This window comes from Neptuniibacter sp. QD34_54, assembly GCF_047778055.1.
Taxonomy (GTDB): Bacteria; Pseudomonadota; Gammaproteobacteria; order Pseudomonadales; family Balneatricaceae; genus Neptuniibacter.
Genome location: NZ_CP180546.1, coordinates 2423513 through 2442108, shown reverse-complemented (window position 1 = coordinate 2442108; position 18596 = coordinate 2423513). Strand labels below are relative to the sequence as shown.

Here is an 18596-nt window from a genome sequence, read left to right as displayed (position 1 = left end):
ACTTAAGGATATAGAGTAGTGGTATTACCAATTGAAATATTGGTCATACCTTTGACTGTTTGTTTTAGTGAGATGGTTAGGCGCAGTAACATTTATGAAGGAAAACGTAGTTCCGCAAGCAGGTATCCCGCCCATGGCAATCGTTGATATGACAGATCAATCGATGTTAATTCAAGTGTTTGATCGCATTGTCCTGCCAACCTTTGTGCTTGATAAAGACCACAGGATTATTTATTGGAACTCTGCTCTTGAAGCCATTAGTGGTCTTAGTAGAGAGGAAATGATTGGTACCAAGGATCAGTGGCGACCGTTTTATTCCTCCGCGCGTCCTTGTCTAGCTGACTTGATCCTTGAAGGCGGCAGAGATGAGGATGTTAAGCATTATTATATGAATAAGTGTCAGCGTTCTGAATTGATCGAAGGTGCGTTTGAGGCTGAAGATTTTTTTCCAGACTGCGGTGCTGATGGTGAGTGGCTGCAGTTTACCGCCTCCAGTATTGTCGATTCAAATGGCGAGCTCATCGGCGCTATTGAAACTTTCCAAAACATCAGTGGACGAAAGAAAGCTGAGTTTGAGTTGCTAGAACGAGAGCGTATATACAAAGAGTTGAGTATTACCGATAGTTTGACCGGTCTTCATAACTCACGACATTTTTATGATCAGATGGAAAACGCGTTAGAAACTGCCCGCCGTTACCATCACGGGTTTACCTTGTGCTTTTTCGATCTGGATGATTTTAAAAAGCTCAATGACTCCCATGGTCACTTGATGGGCGATAAAGTGCTCGAAACCTTCGGTGCTTTGGTTCGCTCTTCCCTACGAACCTTAGATAGTGGTTATCGCTATGGTGGTGAAGAGTTTGCTATCTTGTTGCCATCGACCGATGTTGATGGAGCTGAAACAGTTGCAGAAAGGGTGCGTGAAAGTTTACAGAACTATCAATTTATCTTACCCGATGGTGAAACCATTCATTGTAGTGTCAGCATAGGTGTAACCGCTTATACTGTCGGTGATAGTGTACAAAGCTTGATGCAGCGTGCTGATAATGCGCTTTATAAAGCAAAAGAGCAGGGTAAAAACTGTATTGTCACAGTTTAGCTTTTCTCAACCGCTTCTCTATGTAATCATCTGTCTCCGTAACTTGGAGGCAGTATGAAGAGTTTTCTTTTTTCTACAGATAATGATCGTGGTGGCGTAATTTTGTGTGATTTAGACACGTTGCCAGAAGCGGTCGACTATTTGAAACAACGCTTTAAAGGGGTTGTTCGAGTAGAGCAAGGCCGAGACTATTGGTCCGAGGAAGAAGGCTTTGCAAGTTTGCCTGCACCAACTGAAGAAGATAACCCTCAAAGCAGTGGCTGATGGCTGTTCTAAAAGCAGAGGCTGAAGGCTTTTCTCTAAGCGGTCGCTGAGGGCTCCTCTGTTACCCTATCTATTCAAGTTAATCTCAGCGTTTCACAATAATTAGTAACTGACATTAAAAGTCCAGTTCAGTAAAGTAGATAGCTCTAATTACCAACCCTCGTTGGTGAGCAATTTTTACTGCATCAGGGCACGGATGTTTCAGGTTTATCACTCCAACTCGATATTGGTCCTTAAGGATCTCTTAGTTGAATTAATTCGACGCGACCCGATCGCGGACCCCTTTATCTCTGAGCAAATTCTGGTGCAAAGCCCAGGTATGGCCCAGTGGCTCAAACTCGAGTTAGCACAGGCGTCAGGGATCGCAGCATCCATCGATTTTCCCTTGCCTGCATCGTTTCTATGGAAAAGCTTTTCCAATGTTTTAGATGATGTTCCCGAGCGCTCTGCCTTTACCAAGGAAGCCATGGCTTGGAAGTTGATGTTGGTGTTACCCGATCTGCTGACCCAACCTGAATTTCACCCGTTGCAAACCTATTTGGCTGATGATGAAGAGGATTACCGCCTCTATCAGTTATGCAACAAAATTGCTGATATCTTCGACCAATATTTGGTTTATCGCCCCGATTGGATTGCTGATTGGGAACAAGGCGGAAATCTGGCTGCTGCCCGTCACAGCTGGCAGCCTGTCCTATGGCGAGCATTGACCGATTACACCCTGTCCCTAGAGCAATCTCATTGGCATAGGGCCAATATGTTTGGCGATTTCGTAAAGCTGCTTCGTCAACGCTCTAACCTGAAACAGTTACCGCCACGTTTGTTTGTCTTTGGTATTTCAGCGCTACCGCAAAATTATATCCAAGCGCTACAAGCCTTAGGTGAACAGGTTGATGTGCACCTGATGATTATGAACCCTTGTCGTTACTATTGGGGTGACATTTTAGATGCTGCTCAGATTGCGAGGGTTAACCGTCGCTGGTTTGGCAAACCCGAGCTAGAGATGAGCGAGTATGCCCAAGGAAACCCGCTTTTGGCGTCTATGGGCAAGCTGGGGCGAGATTATATCTATCAGCTGCAAGATAACGCGGTTGAAGAGATCGATGCTTTTGCTGAACCGGAAAGACACTGTTTGCTGAACAGCATCCAACAGGATATTTTGGATTTAGATAATCCGACCTCATTCCCTGAAGATCCAAGTCATAGCGAAACAAAACATAGAATTGATGAGCAAGACCGCTCGATAGTATTGCATAGCTGCCATAGCCCGCTGCGTGAAGTCGAGGTTTTACATGATCAGCTGTTAGCAAAATTTGAGGAAGACCCTGAGCTCAAACCTCGCGATATTATTGTGATGATGCCGGATGTGGCAGCTTACGCGCCTTATATCGAAGCGGTGTTCTCCAATGCACCTTCTGAGCGTTATATCCCATTTTCTATATCGGATCGCAGCAATCGTCAGGAAAATCCTCTGTTACATAGCTTCGAAAAAGTGCTCAAGCTAAATAGCAGCCGCTTTACCGTATCTGATGTTTTAGAGTTACTGGAAGTACCTGCGATCTTGCGTCGATTTGGTTTGGATGATGATAGCTTCATACGTCTTCGTTATTGGGTTGATCAAGTTAATATCCGTTGGGGACTGGATGCTGAACAACGCAGTGTCTGGGAACTGCCGCTGTTTGAGCAAAACAGTTGGCGCTTTGGCTTGCGCCGTATGCTCGCAGGTTATGCATTAGGCGAACAAACGGCTTATTGGCAAGAGGTAGCGCCATACACAGAAGTGGAGGGGCTCGAAGCTGAGCTACTCGGCAAGCTCGCTGATTTTATTGATCTGTTGGAAGAGGCGAAAACCTACTTCAGCCAGTCGCTCTGTTTAGATGAATGGGTTGCGGTGATTAACCAATTGTTGGAAGCGTTTTATCTTGCCGATGAGCAAGACGAGATCGCTTTGAACTCTATTCGCCAGACGCTACAGAATCTGCAAGAACAGCTATCAGATGCAGAATTTAATCAGCCGCTGTCTTCCTTAGTGATCACCGATTATCTGTTGAACGGGATGAACCAGCAACGCTCATCCCAACGCTTTATGATTGGTGCGGTTAACTTCTGTACCTTGATGCCGATGCGTTCGATCCCTTTTAAAGTGGTTTGCTTGCTTGGCATGAATGATGGTGCGTACCCGCGGAGTATTCCTCCGGTAGGTTTTGATTTGATGACCGACTATCCGCGCAGAGGTGATCGTTCCCGTAGAGATGATGACCGTTATCTATTCCTAGAAGCGATGTTATCTGCCCAAGAGCAGCTTTATATCAGTTTTGTCGGACGCTCTATTCGCGATAACAACCCTAAAATACCTTCGGTTTTGGTCAGTGAACTACTCGATTACATCGAACAAGGTTATACCTATGCTGCCGATGCCAGCCTGCCGTATACCGATAGTGGGCTAAAGCTGCGGCAGTCGTTGATCCAGCAGCACCCGTTAGTCGCTTTCAGCCCACAGTACTTTGCTGAGCACTCGCAGTTGTTTAGTTATGCCGCTCAATGGTTACCCGCTGCTGGGGCCGATACTAAGCCTCTACTGAAATTTATAAATCAGCCGTTGGAAAACGAGACTCTTTCCGAATTAGAACTCTCCGATCTGATTCGCTTTTTGAAGAGCCCGTGCCGCAGTTTCTTCAATCAGCGGTTGAAAGTGTATTTCAGTCAGAGCGAGATCGAAGCACAAGATGAAGAGCCGTTCGCGCTGGATAACTTGGAATCTTATCTGATTAAACAGCGTTATCTGGATACGGCGTTGGCAGAGCAATCGTTAGATCAATTGGATCAAACGGTATTGGCCGAGGGTATTCTTCCGGTCGCTCAGGCGGGCGAGTTAACACTGCAGAAAATACGTCATGACTGCGAAGAGCTTGCAGAGAAGATTCGACCTCTATGTGAAGGTACCCCTGAGCGAGTTGAAGTAAATTTGGATCTGGATGGTTTACGTTTGCAAGGCTGGATTGATCATTGCTATCCGGATCATCTGTTGCGCTATAGACCGGCGCAAGTCAATGCTAGAGATCGCTTATCTACCTGGGTTGAGCATCTTGTTTTGTGTGCACTGGGCGCGCGTAAAAACACGATCTATCGCGGTTTGTCTGGTAAGGCGTTCTACCGCCAAGTTGAATCTACAGAAGCGCATCGGTTGTTAAGTGAGCTGGTGGCTTTTTATCAGCAGGGGATGACGATGCCACAAGCGTTTGATGCTTCATTGGCCCATGATTATTTTGTGCAACGAGCTAAAGATCCCGATAAGGCTTTGCAAAGCTTAGAAAAACGTTTCTACGGAGACAGTTTTAGCATCGGGGTTTTAGACGACCCTTATGCGCGTCGGGCATTCCCCGATTTTAATCAATACACCGAACAGTTTGTTCCTTTGGCGGAAGCCGTGTACGAGCCGCTGCTAGCCTATGTAGAGGAGGGGAAAGATGACTAGTGTACTTCCGCTAGAGCCGTTTACTTTTCCTCTAAAAGGGCAGCAGCTCATAGAAGCCAGTGCTGGTACAGGTAAGACCTACACGATCACTGCTTTGTATCTGCGTTTGTTGTTAGGCCAAGGGTATATCAGTGATAAGCCGCTAGGACCTGATCAGATCTTAGTTGTGACCTTTACCGAGGCTGCGACAGAGGAGCTTCGAGACCGTATCCGCAGTCGAATAGTCGATGCGCGAAATGCTTTTCTGTTACCAGATGTTAGTGATCCGTTTTTAGATCAGCTAAAGCAAAATACAGCGGATCATGAACAGGCGATCAAACTGCTAGAACAAGCAATTCGGCAGATGGATGAAGCGGCGATTTTTACCATCCATGGTTTCTGTCAGCGGATGCTAAAACAGCATGCGTTTGAAAGCGGTTCGTTATTTGAGAGTGAACTGACCCAAGACGATCAGAGCCTGATTCGCAGTGCAGCGATCGATTTCTGGCGCAATACCATCTATCCATTATCAGGTCCGCTCAGTAGCTTGGTGATGCAGTATTGGTCTAGCCCTGAATCACTGATGATGGAAATACGCGGTTTATTGAGCCGCAGTGTTCGGGTAACGCCAGACTTATCTGATCAGGATCTGGCTGAGGCTTATGAGGCAAGGTTAGAAGCGCTGAATGAGTTCAAGCAAGCATGGCTACAGAATGAAGATGACCTGGTTGCGCTGGTTCAAAGTTCAGGGATAAACAAGCGCAGCTATACCAAAGCAAATCTACCGAAATGGATTGCCCAGATCGATGATTATGCGGCATCAGAACAACTGGAGCCGAATAAAAAGCTGGTTACAACACTGCAGAAATTCACCTCTTCGGTGTTGCAGGAGAAAACGCCAGAAGGTGCTGAATATCCGCAGCATTATCTGTTTGAGCAGTTAGGAACCCTGTTAGAAGGGGCAGTTCCGGTTAAAGAGATACTGCTGAGTCGCGCATTGAAAGAGGTTCGACTGCGTTTAGCCCGTGCTAAAAAGCAGTATCAGGTGCAAACCTTTGATGACTTGCTGATCGACCTGCATCAAGCGTTATACAGCAACAGTGGTGAGAGCTTGGCCGGTGCTATTTGTGATCAGTTTCCGGTCGCAATGATTGATGAGTTCCAAGATACTGACCCACTGCAGTACGGCATCTTTTCAACGCTGTACAAAGATGTAAATCGACACGCCTTGATCATGATCGGTGACCCGAAACAGGCGATTTATGCCTTCCGTGGTGCCGACATCTTTACTTATATTCAGGCTCGTCGCCAAGTATCGCAGACCTTTACCTTAGAGACTAACTGGCGTTCGACCACGCCGATGGTTGAAGGGGTAAATCATCTTTTCCAATCGGCTGATTCTGCTTTTATCTATGATGAAGATATTCCATTTATACCCGTTAAAGCAGCAGATAAAGGTGGTAAACGCTTAAAGATTCAAAACGTCGAGCCTCCCGCTTTAACCTTATGGCATCAAGAAAGTGATGAGGCGCTAAATAATGCGCAATACTTAGCGACTTATGCTCAAGCTACGGCTTCGGAAATCGACCGTTTATTGTCTGGTGATACGCTGATAGGAGATCGAAAATTACAAGGCTCTGATATCGCAGTGCTGGTAAGAGATCGTTTTGAAGCGGAAGAGATTCGTAGAGCACTGGCAGTTTATGAGCACCCTTGTGTTTATTTGAGTAACAAAGATTCGGTTTTTAAATCTCAAGAAGCGATCGAACTCTCTTTGCTGTTAACGGCAATTGAAAATCCGCTGAATGATCGAGCGCTGAAAGCTGCATTGGCAACAGAGTTTATGCAGCTCGATATGCATGATCTCGATCGACTGAATCATGATGAATTAGGTTGGGAGAAGGTGATCACTGAGTTTAGTGATTATCGCGAAATATGGCTGCGTTTAGGTGTGCTGCCCATGTTAAACCGACTGATGCATCAGCGTAATCTAGCTGCGATCACGCTTGAGCAGGTATCCGGTGAGCGTCGTTTAACAAACATGCTACATCTGGCAGAACTACTGCAACAAGCGAGCGCAGAAAGAGAAGGTATCGCTGGATTGATCCGTTGGTTTAACGAGCAGATTTCACAGCCTTCTGGCGGTGGTGACGAGCAGATTTTACGCTTAGAAAGTGAGCGAAATCTGGTAACTATTGTGACCGTGCATAAATCTAAGGGCTTGGAATATCCAGTGGTATTCTTGCCTTTTGCTTGCCGTTTTAAAGAGCAGAAAAGTGCTTTTTATCATGATGAATCAGGCGAAGCTGTTTTAGATCTTAAAGCTGAACCGGAAGCGCTGGAAGAAGCGGATAAAGAACGACTGGCTGAGGAGCTACGTCTACTCTATGTAGCCCTAACCCGCGCGGTTTATAGCTGCTATATCGGTATCAGTCATATCAAGATCGGTAATAGTAAAAAGTCTCGATTGATCGATAGCGCCTTGGGGTATCTTCTTCTGCAATCGGGGATTGAGTTGGATGAAGCTATGCAGACACTCGAGCAGCATGCAGCTATTCAAGTATTAGCGCCGCCAAATTATGGCTCCCAGAAAGATCTATTTGCGGTTGAGGAAGAGCAAGTGGCGCAGCTAGAAGCGCGAAATTTTGAGCGTAAAATCGATCGCGATTGGCGTGTCAGTAGTTACTCTGCGCTGAGTAAACATCAGGCTAGTCATATACCTGAACTTCCAGGGTTGGATCTGGAAGTGGCTGCGGAAGGGCAGGAACAGGTCGAAGACGTTATACCTGACGAAGACAATATCTTTACCTTCCCAAGAGGCGCCAATGCCGGCACCTTCCTGCATAGCGTCTTTGAAGAGATCAGCTTCGCACGATATCAGCAGATCATGCTGGAATCGGATGAGTACCGCACTCAACTTCAAGATCAGCTTCAAGTCGCTGGCTATGAAGAACGTTGGCAGCTTGTGATCGAAAAGCTGATAGAAGATGTCTTGGCAACTGACTTAAACGGACAAGGATTGAGTTTAAACCAGATCAAAGATGAAAACCGGCTGGTGGAGATGGAGTTTATGCTCAGTGCTGAACACATCACGGTAGGGCGTTTAGAGTCTTTGATTCGTCGCTACGATCCTCTAGCGGCTAAGGCTAAACCGCTCTCTTTTGAACCTTTAAGAGGTCTGTTAAAAGGCTTTATTGATCTGCTATTCCGTGATGGCGAGAAGTACTATGTCTTGGATTACAAATCTAACCACCTAGGTTATGAGTCTTCCTGTTACACCCAAGAGGCGATAAAAGAATCGATGATTGATCATCGCTATGATCTGCAATATCTGCTCTACACACTCGCGGTGCATCGATTATTGAAGCAACGTATACCTAATTACGATTATGAGCGGCATTTTGGGGGTGTTTATTACTTGTTCCTTCGTGGGATGGATGGTGAAAGCACTAATGGGGTGTTCCACGATAAACCGGATATTGAATTGATTGATAAGTTGGATCTGATGTTTGCTGGGGAGGTTGTTGATGTCTAATACATATCTACTCCAGCTGAAACAGTGGTCGCAAGAAGGGATTATTCGTTCAGTCGATTATCAACTTGCAGCGTTCGTGGCTGAACAACAGCCTGATGATTCAGCATTACCGCTGCTTGCAGCTTTGGTTAGCTTTGAGTTGGCCTCGGGCAATGTGTGTCTGCCTTTGGATAGGTTGATCTCACCAAAAGGCTATTGGTCTGATGAGATAGTTACTCTTGTCGAATCTGTCGATTGGAAGGCACTAAAACCTGATGCTCGTCTGTTGATGTTGGGGACTAATGGATCGCTAGAAAGTGCGCTACTGGTTTTAGATCAGGGGCGCTTCTATCTTCATCGATATTGGCAATATGAGATCCAAGTCGCCCAACAGTTAAGCAAACGTACTGTGCCTGTTGATGTGGATCTACCTTTGCTGGGCGATCATCTTGCGCAACTTTTCCCAAAACAAAACGAAGATGTCGACTGGCAGAAGGTAGCGGCAGCGGTCGCGATTCAAAAACGCTTCTCGGTAATTAGCGGTGGTCCGGGTACAGGTAAAACCACAACGGTTATTAAACTGTTGGTTCTGTATATTCAACAGATGCAGGCTAAGGGCTTAGATATCAATATCCGCTTAGCTGCCCCCACTGGTAAGGCCGCAGCGCGTCTGGCCGAATCGATAAATTCGGCAAAACAGAAATTAGCATTACCTGCCGAGCTTGCTGATCTGGTGCCTTCGGAAGCCAGCACACTTCATCGTTTATTGGGTGTGATTCCGAATCAGATAGGTTTTCGCCACCACGGGGATAATCCGTTGCATTTAGACCTGTTGGTGCTGGATGAGGCCTCAATGGTCGATCTACCGATGATGGCGCGTCTATTGGATGCGCTGCCTGATCACGCACGACTAATATTGCTTGGGGATAGAGACCAGCTAGCGTCGGTAGAAGCGGGGAATGTCTTAGGCGATATCTGTAGTTGGCCGGGAGAATTAGATTACAGTGCTAATCAACAACAGGTATTAACCCAGTTAGGTGTATTCCCTCAGGCCCAATCGTCCGGCTCAGTTCAATCTTTTTCAGATTGTTTGGCGCTTCTACGTAAAAGCTATCGCTTTGATGATAAAAGTGGCATCGGTTATATGGCGAAGGCGGTTAACTCGGGAAGTGTTGAGCATGTTAAGCGGGTGATGGCTAAGGGCTTTGAAGATCTAAACAACCATTACCTGACTCGTGACAGTTACGAAGAGATGATCAATTTGGTTGTTTCTTTTTACAGTGAACTGTTTAGTCATGTTAATCCTGAGGCTTCACCCAAACACTTATTGGATCGTTTAGGTGAATTTCAGCTGCTGTGCGCGCGGCGTGAAGGTGTCTATGGCGTTGCCGGTCTGAATGAGCGTATTCAACAAGAACTGCGCAGCAGGGGCTATATCAAAGGTTCTGATACCTGGTTTGCTGGTCGACCGATTATGATCAGCCGCAATGATCCTGCACTGAAATTGTTTAATGGTGATATCGGGATTGTGCTTGCCGATGATAGCGGAAAGCTCAAAGTGTGGTTTGAATTGGATGGCGAACTACGTAGTGTGCTACCGAGTCGCTTGCCTGAGCATCAAACTGTGTTTGCGATGACAGTACATAAAAGCCAAGGCTCAGAGTTTGATACCGTCGCGTTTATTTTACCGCCGGACGACAGTCCTTTGCTGACGCGAGAGCTTTTGTATACGGGGATTACCCGAGCACGTAAAACCTTGCACTTATATGCGACTAAGGCTGCCTTATTTGCTTCTACAGAGCGGAAAACGGAAAGATCGGGTGGTTTAGCTGTGAGGTTATGGGGCGGTAGATAAAAATAAAGCCTGATCAGGTGATGTACCCAAGTCAGGCTCTTATCTATATCACAGCGGTAATGGATTAACGGCGACGACGCGCTGGATGCTGTGGGTGTTGCTCATTCTCAATACGAATAGGTTGTACACGTGGCGTACTGTTTCCTAAGGAATACAAGAAAACTACGCCTGCTGCGATGGCAACCAATGTAGCAAATGTCATCATAACTCACTCCTAACTGGTGAAAGACCAGTACAACTGTCTAGCAGTATAACTCAATAAACAGGCTTATCATTATTTAGCGGCTAATATGCAAAAAATCTTAGCCGTTGTCCTAATACCTAAACAGTTATATGGGCATCAGGGAGTAATTTAAACCCCCTGTGCGTTTAAATAAGCTTCCAGCTCAGTGAAACCACCAATATGTTCTTGGCCGCAGAATACTTGAGGCACGGTAGTCACTGGTTTGCCCACTGTTTGCTCAAGATCTGCTTTGCTTATGCCTTCCTGGTGGATATCGATATAACGGTAATCCAGCTGTTTGATTTCACAAATTTGTTTTGCACGGGAACAAAAACCGCAACCTTCACGACCAAAAATAGTAATACGTTTCATCTGTCTTCCTCCGTTTAAGTGATGTGTTAATTGAAACAGAGGCAGCTGATTGATCCCAATTAGATATGTTTATCTAATCGATTGGTTCTTTTTATGGAACATCTTAAAGCGAGCTATACGAGCGAAGGTATGGTTTTTTGTAGGACATTAAGATCATTAATATGTGTTGTGAATACTATTTTGCGCCGCACAAATTTGGCTGAAAAAGGCGTGATTTCGGGGGATGGAAGGTTTGTCCCCAATCTTTGTGGATAACCTTGTAAACAACTCCTATCGAACTTCGTTAAAGGTCGATAAAACCTTGCGATTAACGGTTTGATTAAAAAGTATACAGTAGTTTATGTATTTGATTTAAAAGGGTTTTTATGGGTTTTTCTATGGGGAAAGTTGTTTTTGAGTGGCCAATCAGCTATTGCGTTTAAAGTTACAGGGCTGTAATTAATGTCAAGGGGAATGATCGATAAATTTAGATTTTTTTATTGATTGAAGTCCTTTTTACACAATAAAAAACCGGAGTTCTAACTCCGGTTTTTTTGTATGAGCTGAAGTGATCAGAACCACTCATCCTTACGCTTTTTACGTTTAGGGAAGTAAGGAAGGATCAAGCCGAGGAATACACCACCTAGCGCTACTAGGCCGCCGTGTGTAAACCAGCGCATCAGATTGCTCTCATCGCTTGATTCGATCTTAAAGTTCAGATCTTTAATTGATGCTTTTAACTGTTCAACTTCTGCAGTCAGCGTTTGATTGTCTTTCTTGAGCGCAGCAGATTCTTGCTGAAGCATTTCGATCTGTTGAGCTTGCTCTGTCACTGTTGTTTGGCTTTTCTCTAAGCTGCTTTGAAGCTTAGGCAAGCGCACTGACATACTATCGCCAGAATCAATCGCAGAAGGTTCTACCCAACCAATACGGCCCTGAGGCATACGGATCTGAGCGTATTTAGTTTTAGGGTCTCGTTTTAAGATAGTGACAGGGGAGCCACTTTTGATACGAGTAATGATTCGATACTCATTACTTGGGCCGTTATGTACGTAGACCATTGCATCGTCTGCAATATGACCTTTTTCTGCTTGTGCAGATACCGAAAATAGTAGGAGAGAAGTCAGTAATAACTTTTTCATTGATACATTTGTTTGAACGCTAGAATTTGGCATATTGTACGGATTAAACTGGTTGCTTAACAGGTTGTTTTTGGGGTTATTCTGATTTCATTTTTCTAATTTAGAATAAATGGTGCAGAATACCCAGAAGCGAGACAGCCTCAGCAGCCTGTTTGGCTGTTGTTCAGATTCGTTTTGATTAAATTCGTTCACTTTTTTTAAGATCTTTCTCAGGGGAACCTTAATGGATAACTTCTTTGATGCTTACGTATTTCCATGGATTGTGGATATTGCGCTTGCACTGGCTATTTTCTTCATTGGTCGTTGGGTCGTAAAGCAGGTAACCAAACTGCTTGAGCGCGTACTACGCAAAGCCAAAGTTGAAGACATGTTGGTAAACTTTGTCTCCTCAATTGCGAATGTAGCGTTACTACTGATCGTAATTGTTGCCTCTCTAAACCAGTTAGGTGTTGATACAACATCGCTAATCGCACTCTTGGGTGCTGCTGGTCTAGCGATCGGTCTATCTCTACAGGATTCCCTGAAGAACTTTGCGGCAGGCGTAATGCTTGTTATCTTCAAGCCATTCCGTGAAGGTGACTTCGTTGAAGCGGCGGGTGTTGCAGGTGTTGTTGAGCATATTCAGATCTTCAACACAATCATGCGTACTGGCGATAATCGCGAAGTAATCATTCCTAACGGTGCAATTTACAGCGGTGTAATCACAAACTACTCTGCTCGCGATACGCGTCGTGTAGATATGGTGTTTGGTATTGGTTACGACGATGATCTGCGTAAAGCGAAAGAGATCTTGAACGAGATCATCGCTGCAGATGAGCGTATTTTGAAAGATCCTGCGGCAGTTGTTGCTGTATCTGAGCTAGCTGATAGCAGCGTGAACTTTGTTGTTCGCCCTTGGGTTAACTCTGCTGATTATTGGGCAGTGCTATGGGATACAACTGAAACTGTGAAACTACGTTTTGACGAGGAAGGCATCAGCATTCCTTTCCCTCAGATGGATGTACATCTTCATAAAGAAGAGCAAGCGTAAGCTTCTCTTTTCTCCTTCTAAAAAAGAGCCTGATTTATCAGGCTCTTTTTTATCTATCTTTCTATTCCTTCTAGTTTGTAGCTTTATTCGGATTGCTCCGTTTCTGAAGAGTAACCACCGTCTGATCTATCTCTTAGTATCTTCTTAAGCTCGTTTCTTAATTGCGCATTATCCTGTTTAGACTTTTGAGCTTCGAGTCGATATTTAAAGATCTCTTCATAGCGTGCTTCTAGTTTCACTTCCATGTTACTGATTGTTTTTTGCTGCGTTGCGAGCTGATCTTCCAAGTCATCAATCTGGGTCTGTAGGTCCTCGATTAAGCCATAGCCAGAATGACTGTCATCGCTACCTGAAGCGTTTTCTTTCTCGGTGGACTGTAGCTCTGTAACTATATGGCTATAGAGCGCTTTAAGGTCTGCTTCTTCGCGACTGTTATAGCGGATTGTATTCTCTATTGCTTTATGGGCACTTGCAGCGCCTATAGAACCGGCTAGGACGTGCTCTACCATACGATGGAACTCTACCAGCTCAATAATGGTAATTTGCAGCTTATCAATAACCTGAAGGTCTTCAGCGATAGTACGGACCTCTTTCTCGGCTTTATCTTCATGGAGATAGTTTGAAAGTAAACTATGCGCCTCTTCAAGTTTAGGTTGAAGCGAGATATAAGCATCTAATCCCGTTGGCCTTGCTCGACGAGAATGGGAGGCGTTCATCGCACTGATAAATTCAGTGGTTAGATTCCTTTCGCTTTTATTTGGACTGAAGATTATCGATCCAATAATGTAGCTGCCAATATTAAAAATAAGTGACCAGAACACTGCATGGCTCACAGGGTGAAGACCGTCTAAGCCAAACAATGCTTCTGGGCGCAGTGCCGTAATATTCCATGGGCCTTGAACTAACAGTGCCTCCGTAAACCAGCCATGTTTGATGAAGGTTGGAATGAGTAGGCAGTAGGTCCAGATAATAAAACCGGTGAGTAGCCCTAAGAAGGCGCCAAGGCTATTACCTTTCTTCCAGAACATGCCACCAAACAAAGCTGGCGCAAACTGCAGAACTGCCACGAAAGAGAGAAGGCCGATAGCTGCAAGAATGTAGGAATCTGCAAACTCTTTGGCAAACCAGAGGCTGCCCAGAAGAATCAAAGACACCATGACCCAGCGAAGCTGAAGAAGGTAGCTACGTAACGGTTGTAGCGCTGGGATTCTTTCTAAGGTCGGCAAAATAAGATGGTTAGATGCCATGGTTGAAAGTGTCATCGTTGTGATGATGATCATGCCCGTCGCTGCAGAAAAACCACCTATAAAGGCTAAGATTGTCAGGCTTTCACTGCCGGCTTGTTGCGGCAAAAGAAGTACGAAGAAGTCTGCGTTTTCGGCGGGCATCCCCATTAATAATCCAGCTGCTGCGATAGGTACGACAAAGATATTGATACCTATCATATAAGCAGGGAAGAGCCACATAGCGGTTTTAATATGGTTTTTATTAGAGTTCTCAACCACTGAAACGTGGAACTGGCGAGGAAGCGTATGAATCGCTGCGAAGCTTAAGATCAGAAGAGTGATCCACATTACACCGCTATTTTCGCCATGGTTCAGGCTTACTAGGTGCTCTAAACCAGCGGTTTGTATGCGGCTATATATATCGCCAAAGCCATCAAACAGCGTGTACGTTACAAAGAAACCAACAGCAATAAAAGCAATAATCTTAACGATACATTCTGCGACTAGCGCTGCGATCATACCTTGATGGCGTTCAGTTGGATCTAAACGTCTGACACCAAAAATAATGGTGAAACAGATCATAAATATGGTCACCATCCATCCCGATAGATCAAATGCTGAGCCTGTCTGTGGGGTATCGGTAATGATTGAGAAAGAGCTGATAATCGCTTTTAGCTGGAGGGATATATAAGGCACTATGCCGATTAAAGCGATGATAGTAACGAGGGCTGCGATTTTCTGAGAGCGGTTATAACGGGTGGATATAAAGTCGGCAATACTGGTAATGCGGAAGGTTTCTTTGGCTTGTACCATCCGTCTGAGCGAATACCACCAGAAACAGATACCAATTAATGCCCCTCCGTAGATACTGAAAAAGAGCAGCCCCGAATTTGAAGCAAACCCAACACTGCCATAGAAGGTCCAAGAGGTATGGTAAACCGCTAGCGAGAGGGCATAAATCCAGGGATTTCCTGCACTCTGCTCACCCTTATTTTTAATCCTCTTTTCTACCAGCTGAGCGATGGCAAATAGGATGCCCATGTAAACGGTAACGTACAGAATAACTGACAGCGGTGTGAACATAATATCCAGCTTATTCCTAGGGGTTAGATTCTTATCTTAAACCCTATAGATGCTTCGCTGAAAGGTGTCAAAGGAAATAACTTACTGATACCTAATCAAAAAGCTCAAATTCAACAATAAAATATAGGGCTGTTGTGTAGGTTTATAAGAAAAAGCTGTTATTTGCTGGAGGGTGAATCTTGCTCGGTGTGATGGTCACAGCAGTTTTTAGGCATGGGTACAGGGTCATAACCGCCGTCGTTGTACGGGTGGCATTTGCTAAGTCGTTTTAAGCCTAGCCATACGCCTTTAAAAGGCCCGTGGAGTTTAATCGCCTCAATCATGTAGCTTGAGCAGGTTGGATGAAAACGACAACGAGGGCCTATAACAGGGCTGATAAGGTATCGGTAGATATTTACCAATCCAATTAGTAGTGAGCTAAGGCAGCGCTGTAAGAAGGAAAGCATTAGGCGATACGTTATTTTGAAGTCGTTTTCTGAAAAAAATACCGGGTAAGAAATGGCTTACCCGGTTATATATCCGGGGAGGATTAAAACAATATGTGATCTTTAGCACCACTAAAAAATGAAAAGAGGTTAAAAATCACAGACAGCTAATTATAAGGATTCTAATGTAGATTAAAAGTTAAACAGTAGTTCTTATCTGGTTTTTAAGCCTTCCCACATGAATCAGCGTATGCAGGAAGGCCTAAAGAGCGAGTTTGTTGATGGAATTAGAGATGTTCTTCAGCATATTCAGCCAGTCTTGAGCGGAATATACCTTCTAGATGGACATTCGCAGCCCCTTCGTAATCTTTAAAGCGTTCGACTAGATAGGTTAAGCCGGAAGTGAGTGGTGTTAGATAATTTGAGTCAATCTGCGCGAGGTTACCCAAACAGATGATTTTCGAGCCCTTACCGCAACGGGTTACGATGGTTTTTAGCTGCGATGGAGTGAGATTTTGCGCTTCATCTAAAAGTACAATTGCTTCTTGAATGCTGCGGCCGCGGATAAAGTTTAGCGATTTAAATTGAATATTCGCTTTCTCAATTGCGTATTTCACGCTGCTTTGTGGGCGTTCATCGTGCTCGTGCATCGCCTCCAAGTTATCTTGAATCGCACTTAGCCAAGGGGTCATTTTCTCCTCTTCAGTACCCGGTAAAAAGCCAATGTCTTCGGCAACAGGCGGGGTGGAGCGAGTCACAATGATTTTGTTGTAGCGCTGCTGTTCAATCACCATCTCTAAAGCGCAGGCTAGAGCTATCAATGTTTTACCAGAACCTGCTGCACCATTGAGAATGACAAGATCCAGATCAGGGTCTAGGACTGCATCCATAGCAAATGCTTGGAATACGTTAATCGGTTCAATGCCCCAGCAGTTCTGTTGCATTAAACGATCGACACCTAAGTCCCTTAAGGTAATTTGACCATCGCGGACTGAAGATACACGTGCGGCAAACTCCTCAGAATCATCGTAGATATATTCGCAAGGGTAAGTTTCAGGTAGCACCGATTGGGCAAACTGATGATAAGTGTGGCTGCCTTCTTGGTAGCTTTTAATATCGTCGACGCGCTCCCAAAAGTTGCCTTCCATATTGCTATGCCCGGCGGGTAGAAGCTCAATGTCGGAAACCAGCTGATCGGTACGATAATCTTCAACCCGTTTTAGCCCCGCACCTAAGGCTTTTAAGCGCATATTAATATCTTTGGTGACTAAGATAATATCGCGGTGAGGGTTGGTCGCTTGGAGATGAAGTGCGCAGTTTATGATCTGATTATCTTTATTGGAATTCTGTGGCAAAAAACCTTGGCGAGCTGTTAACTCATGATCGGGAAAGATACTGAGTTGGCCTAATTTCTTTTCACTGTTTGCAGCGGTTATCGGGATAAATATATCGACCCCTTTGGTGATTGCCGCTGCATCATCAGCATGACTAAGAATGTCGTCTATGGCCCGTATTGCGGCCCTAGCTTCTTGAGATACATTTTTCTTTCGGTCCTTAATGTCATCTAACTCTTCTAAAACAGTCATCGGAATAGTGATGTCCTGTTCTTTAAATTCATACAGACACTTAGGATCATGAAGAAGTACGTTGGTGTCGAGTATATAGAGTTTAGAGGCAGTCATAGCCGGTTCCTTATATAGCCGAAGGGAAGATGTGAGCTAATGAAATTATAAAAATTAGAAAGTTCGAACTGATCAAAGATTGAGTGTGTTTGGGGCTTTTTAAATTCGTTATGGAGAGGCCGATAGCGTCCAGAGCTTTGAAGGCGCTTAGCTACTTCAAGCACAGCAGAGTACACTGCTGACTTAGAGATAGGCTCTGTAGGTTTCAGAGTCGTAATGATTATTCTGTAACTGACGTACTGTGAAATATGATCCACCACGAAGTCTCAGATAATTGCTGAATACTAAGCTAAGACAAATTTGAATCTGAATTAGCACAGCTATTACTATGTAAGATAGCTTAGTAATACATAGGTTCCAGTTGAATGACAAGTGACAAATTTGCTTTGAAGGATTTTAAAGATGGCAATTAATTCTATTGTGGTATTAACCGGTGCAGGAATATCCGCTGAATCCGGCATTAGAACATTTCGTGCTGAAGATGGTTTGTGGGAAGACCATAAAGTAGAGGATGTTGCTACCCCAGAAGCTTTTGTGCGTGATCCGCAGCTTGTTCATCGTTTTTATAACCAACGTAGAGAGCAATTGCTTTCGGAACCAGTGAAACCTAATGCCGCTCATATCGCTTTAGCTGAGTTAGAAAAGGCGTTTCCTGGACAGTTTATGTTAGTGACACAGAATATCGATAACCTGCATGAGAGGGCGGGGAGTCAGAACTTGTTACATATGCATGGTGAGTTGTTAAAGATGCGTTGCAGTGATTCTGGTCAGGTTTATAAAGAAACGGGGCAAACTGAACCAAGTGATCGTTGTGACTGTTGTGATCTATCGGGCACATTGAGACCGGATATTGTCTGGTTTGGTGAAATGCCCATGTATATGGATGAGATCTATTCTGCCCTAGAGGACTGTGATCTTTTTATATCGATTGGTACTTCAGGCCATGTTTATCCCGCTGCGGGGTTTGTTGAAGTGGCGGGAAGGTCTTCGGCACTGACAGTGGAGCTGAATCTGGAACCATCAAGGGTAGAGTCAGCTTTCGATCACCGGATTTATGGTCCCGCGAGTGAAGTAGTGCCTGAATTTGTGGCGGATATTATCAAGCAGCTTTGAAATATTTGATTGATTTATAAGTGGATTTTTTGATTTTTGACAGATGCTGTCTATAGTTTCTTAAGGAACTTCACTGAGTTGTCGGCTGTCTAAAAATTTGCTGTTTGTGAATCTTACCCCAATCTTTAAGTCTCTTTT

General features: G+C 44.6%; 13 protein-coding genes. 7 read left to right on the top strand and 6 right to left on the bottom strand.

What is annotated here, in order from left to right; genetic code table 11:
- Positions 1 to 94 precede the first annotated feature (94 nt).
- From ACMXYP_RS11110 to recD, 5 genes are all read left to right on the top strand, one after another.
- Positions 95 to 1099: a diguanylate cyclase gene (locus ACMXYP_RS11110; RefSeq protein WP_415881712.1), complete on the top strand. Its 1005-nt coding sequence runs from the start codon at positions 95 to 97 to the stop codon at positions 1097 to 1099.
- Between the two features lie 54 nt (positions 1100 to 1153).
- Entirely contained in the window at positions 1154 to 1363 is a 210-nt protein-coding gene (locus ACMXYP_RS11105; RefSeq protein WP_415881711.1) for a hypothetical protein, read from the top strand.
- Positions 1364 to 1559: 196 nt separating this feature from the next.
- Positions 1560 to 4835 (top strand): exodeoxyribonuclease V subunit gamma, encoded by a 3276-nt coding sequence (recC, locus tag ACMXYP_RS11100; RefSeq protein ID WP_415881710.1) that lies wholly within the window; start codon positions 1560 to 1562, stop codon positions 4833 to 4835.
- Positions 4828 to 8349, top strand: a complete 3522-nt coding sequence (gene recB, locus ACMXYP_RS11095) for an exodeoxyribonuclease V subunit beta (RefSeq protein WP_415881709.1) — start codon at positions 4828 to 4830, stop codon at positions 8347 to 8349. The genes recC and recB overlap by 8 nt, the downstream gene beginning before the upstream one ends.
- Positions 8342 to 10183, top strand: a complete 1842-nt coding sequence (gene recD, locus ACMXYP_RS11090) for an exodeoxyribonuclease V subunit alpha (protein WP_415881708.1) — start codon at positions 8342 to 8344, stop codon at positions 10181 to 10183. The genes recB and recD overlap by 8 nt, the downstream gene beginning before the upstream one ends.
- Positions 10184 to 10247: 64 nt before the next feature.
- Here recD and ACMXYP_RS11085 read toward each other — a convergent pair whose 3' ends face one another.
- The 3 genes from ACMXYP_RS11085 to ACMXYP_RS11075 form a co-directional block, all read right to left on the bottom strand.
- Positions 10248 to 10388, bottom strand: a complete 141-nt coding sequence (locus ACMXYP_RS11085; protein WP_415881707.1) for a hypothetical protein — start codon at positions 10386 to 10388, stop codon at positions 10248 to 10250.
- 147 nt (positions 10389 to 10535) lie between these two features.
- Positions 10536 to 10778 carry a GrxA family glutaredoxin gene (locus ACMXYP_RS11080; RefSeq protein WP_415881706.1) on the bottom strand — a complete coding sequence of 81 codons (243 nt, stop codon included), beginning with the start codon at positions 10776 to 10778 and terminating at the stop codon, positions 10536 to 10538.
- A gap of 551 nt (positions 10779 to 11329) precedes the next feature.
- Positions 11330 to 11899: a TIGR04211 family SH3 domain-containing protein gene (locus ACMXYP_RS11075; protein ID WP_415881705.1), complete on the bottom strand. Its 570-nt coding sequence runs from the start codon at positions 11897 to 11899 to the stop codon at positions 11330 to 11332.
- Between the two features lie 223 nt (positions 11900 to 12122).
- Between ACMXYP_RS11075 and ACMXYP_RS11070 the strand changes: the two genes are divergently transcribed.
- Positions 12123 to 12929 (top strand): mechanosensitive ion channel family protein, encoded by an 807-nt coding sequence (locus ACMXYP_RS11070; protein ID WP_415881704.1) that lies wholly within the window; start codon positions 12123 to 12125, stop codon positions 12927 to 12929.
- A gap of 83 nt (positions 12930 to 13012) precedes the next feature.
- Here the strand turns inward: ACMXYP_RS11070 and ACMXYP_RS11065 are convergent, their stop codons facing one another.
- The 3 genes from ACMXYP_RS11065 to ACMXYP_RS11055 form a co-directional block, all read right to left on the bottom strand.
- Positions 13013 to 15238, bottom strand: a complete 2226-nt coding sequence (locus ACMXYP_RS11065) for a hypothetical protein (RefSeq protein WP_415881703.1) — start codon at positions 15236 to 15238, stop codon at positions 13013 to 13015.
- 158 nt (positions 15239 to 15396) lie between these two features.
- A complete protein-coding gene (yidD, locus tag ACMXYP_RS11060) occupies positions 15397 to 15684 on the bottom strand; it encodes a membrane protein insertion efficiency factor YidD (protein WP_415881702.1) in 288 nt (95 codons plus the stop codon).
- Between the two features lie 266 nt (positions 15685 to 15950).
- Positions 15951 to 17345 carry a PhoH family protein gene (locus tag ACMXYP_RS11055; RefSeq protein ID WP_415881701.1) on the bottom strand — a complete coding sequence of 465 codons (1395 nt, stop codon included), beginning with the start codon at positions 17343 to 17345 and terminating at the stop codon, positions 15951 to 15953.
- Positions 17346 to 17747: 402 nt separating this feature from the next.
- Here ACMXYP_RS11055 and cobB point away from each other — a divergent pair, with 402 nt between their 5' ends.
- Complete coding sequence (cobB, locus tag ACMXYP_RS11050; protein WP_415881700.1) at positions 17748 to 18458, top strand: Sir2 family NAD+-dependent deacetylase; 711 nt, start codon at positions 17748 to 17750, stop codon at positions 18456 to 18458.
- The last annotated feature ends 138 nt before the right edge of the window (positions 18459 to 18596 follow it).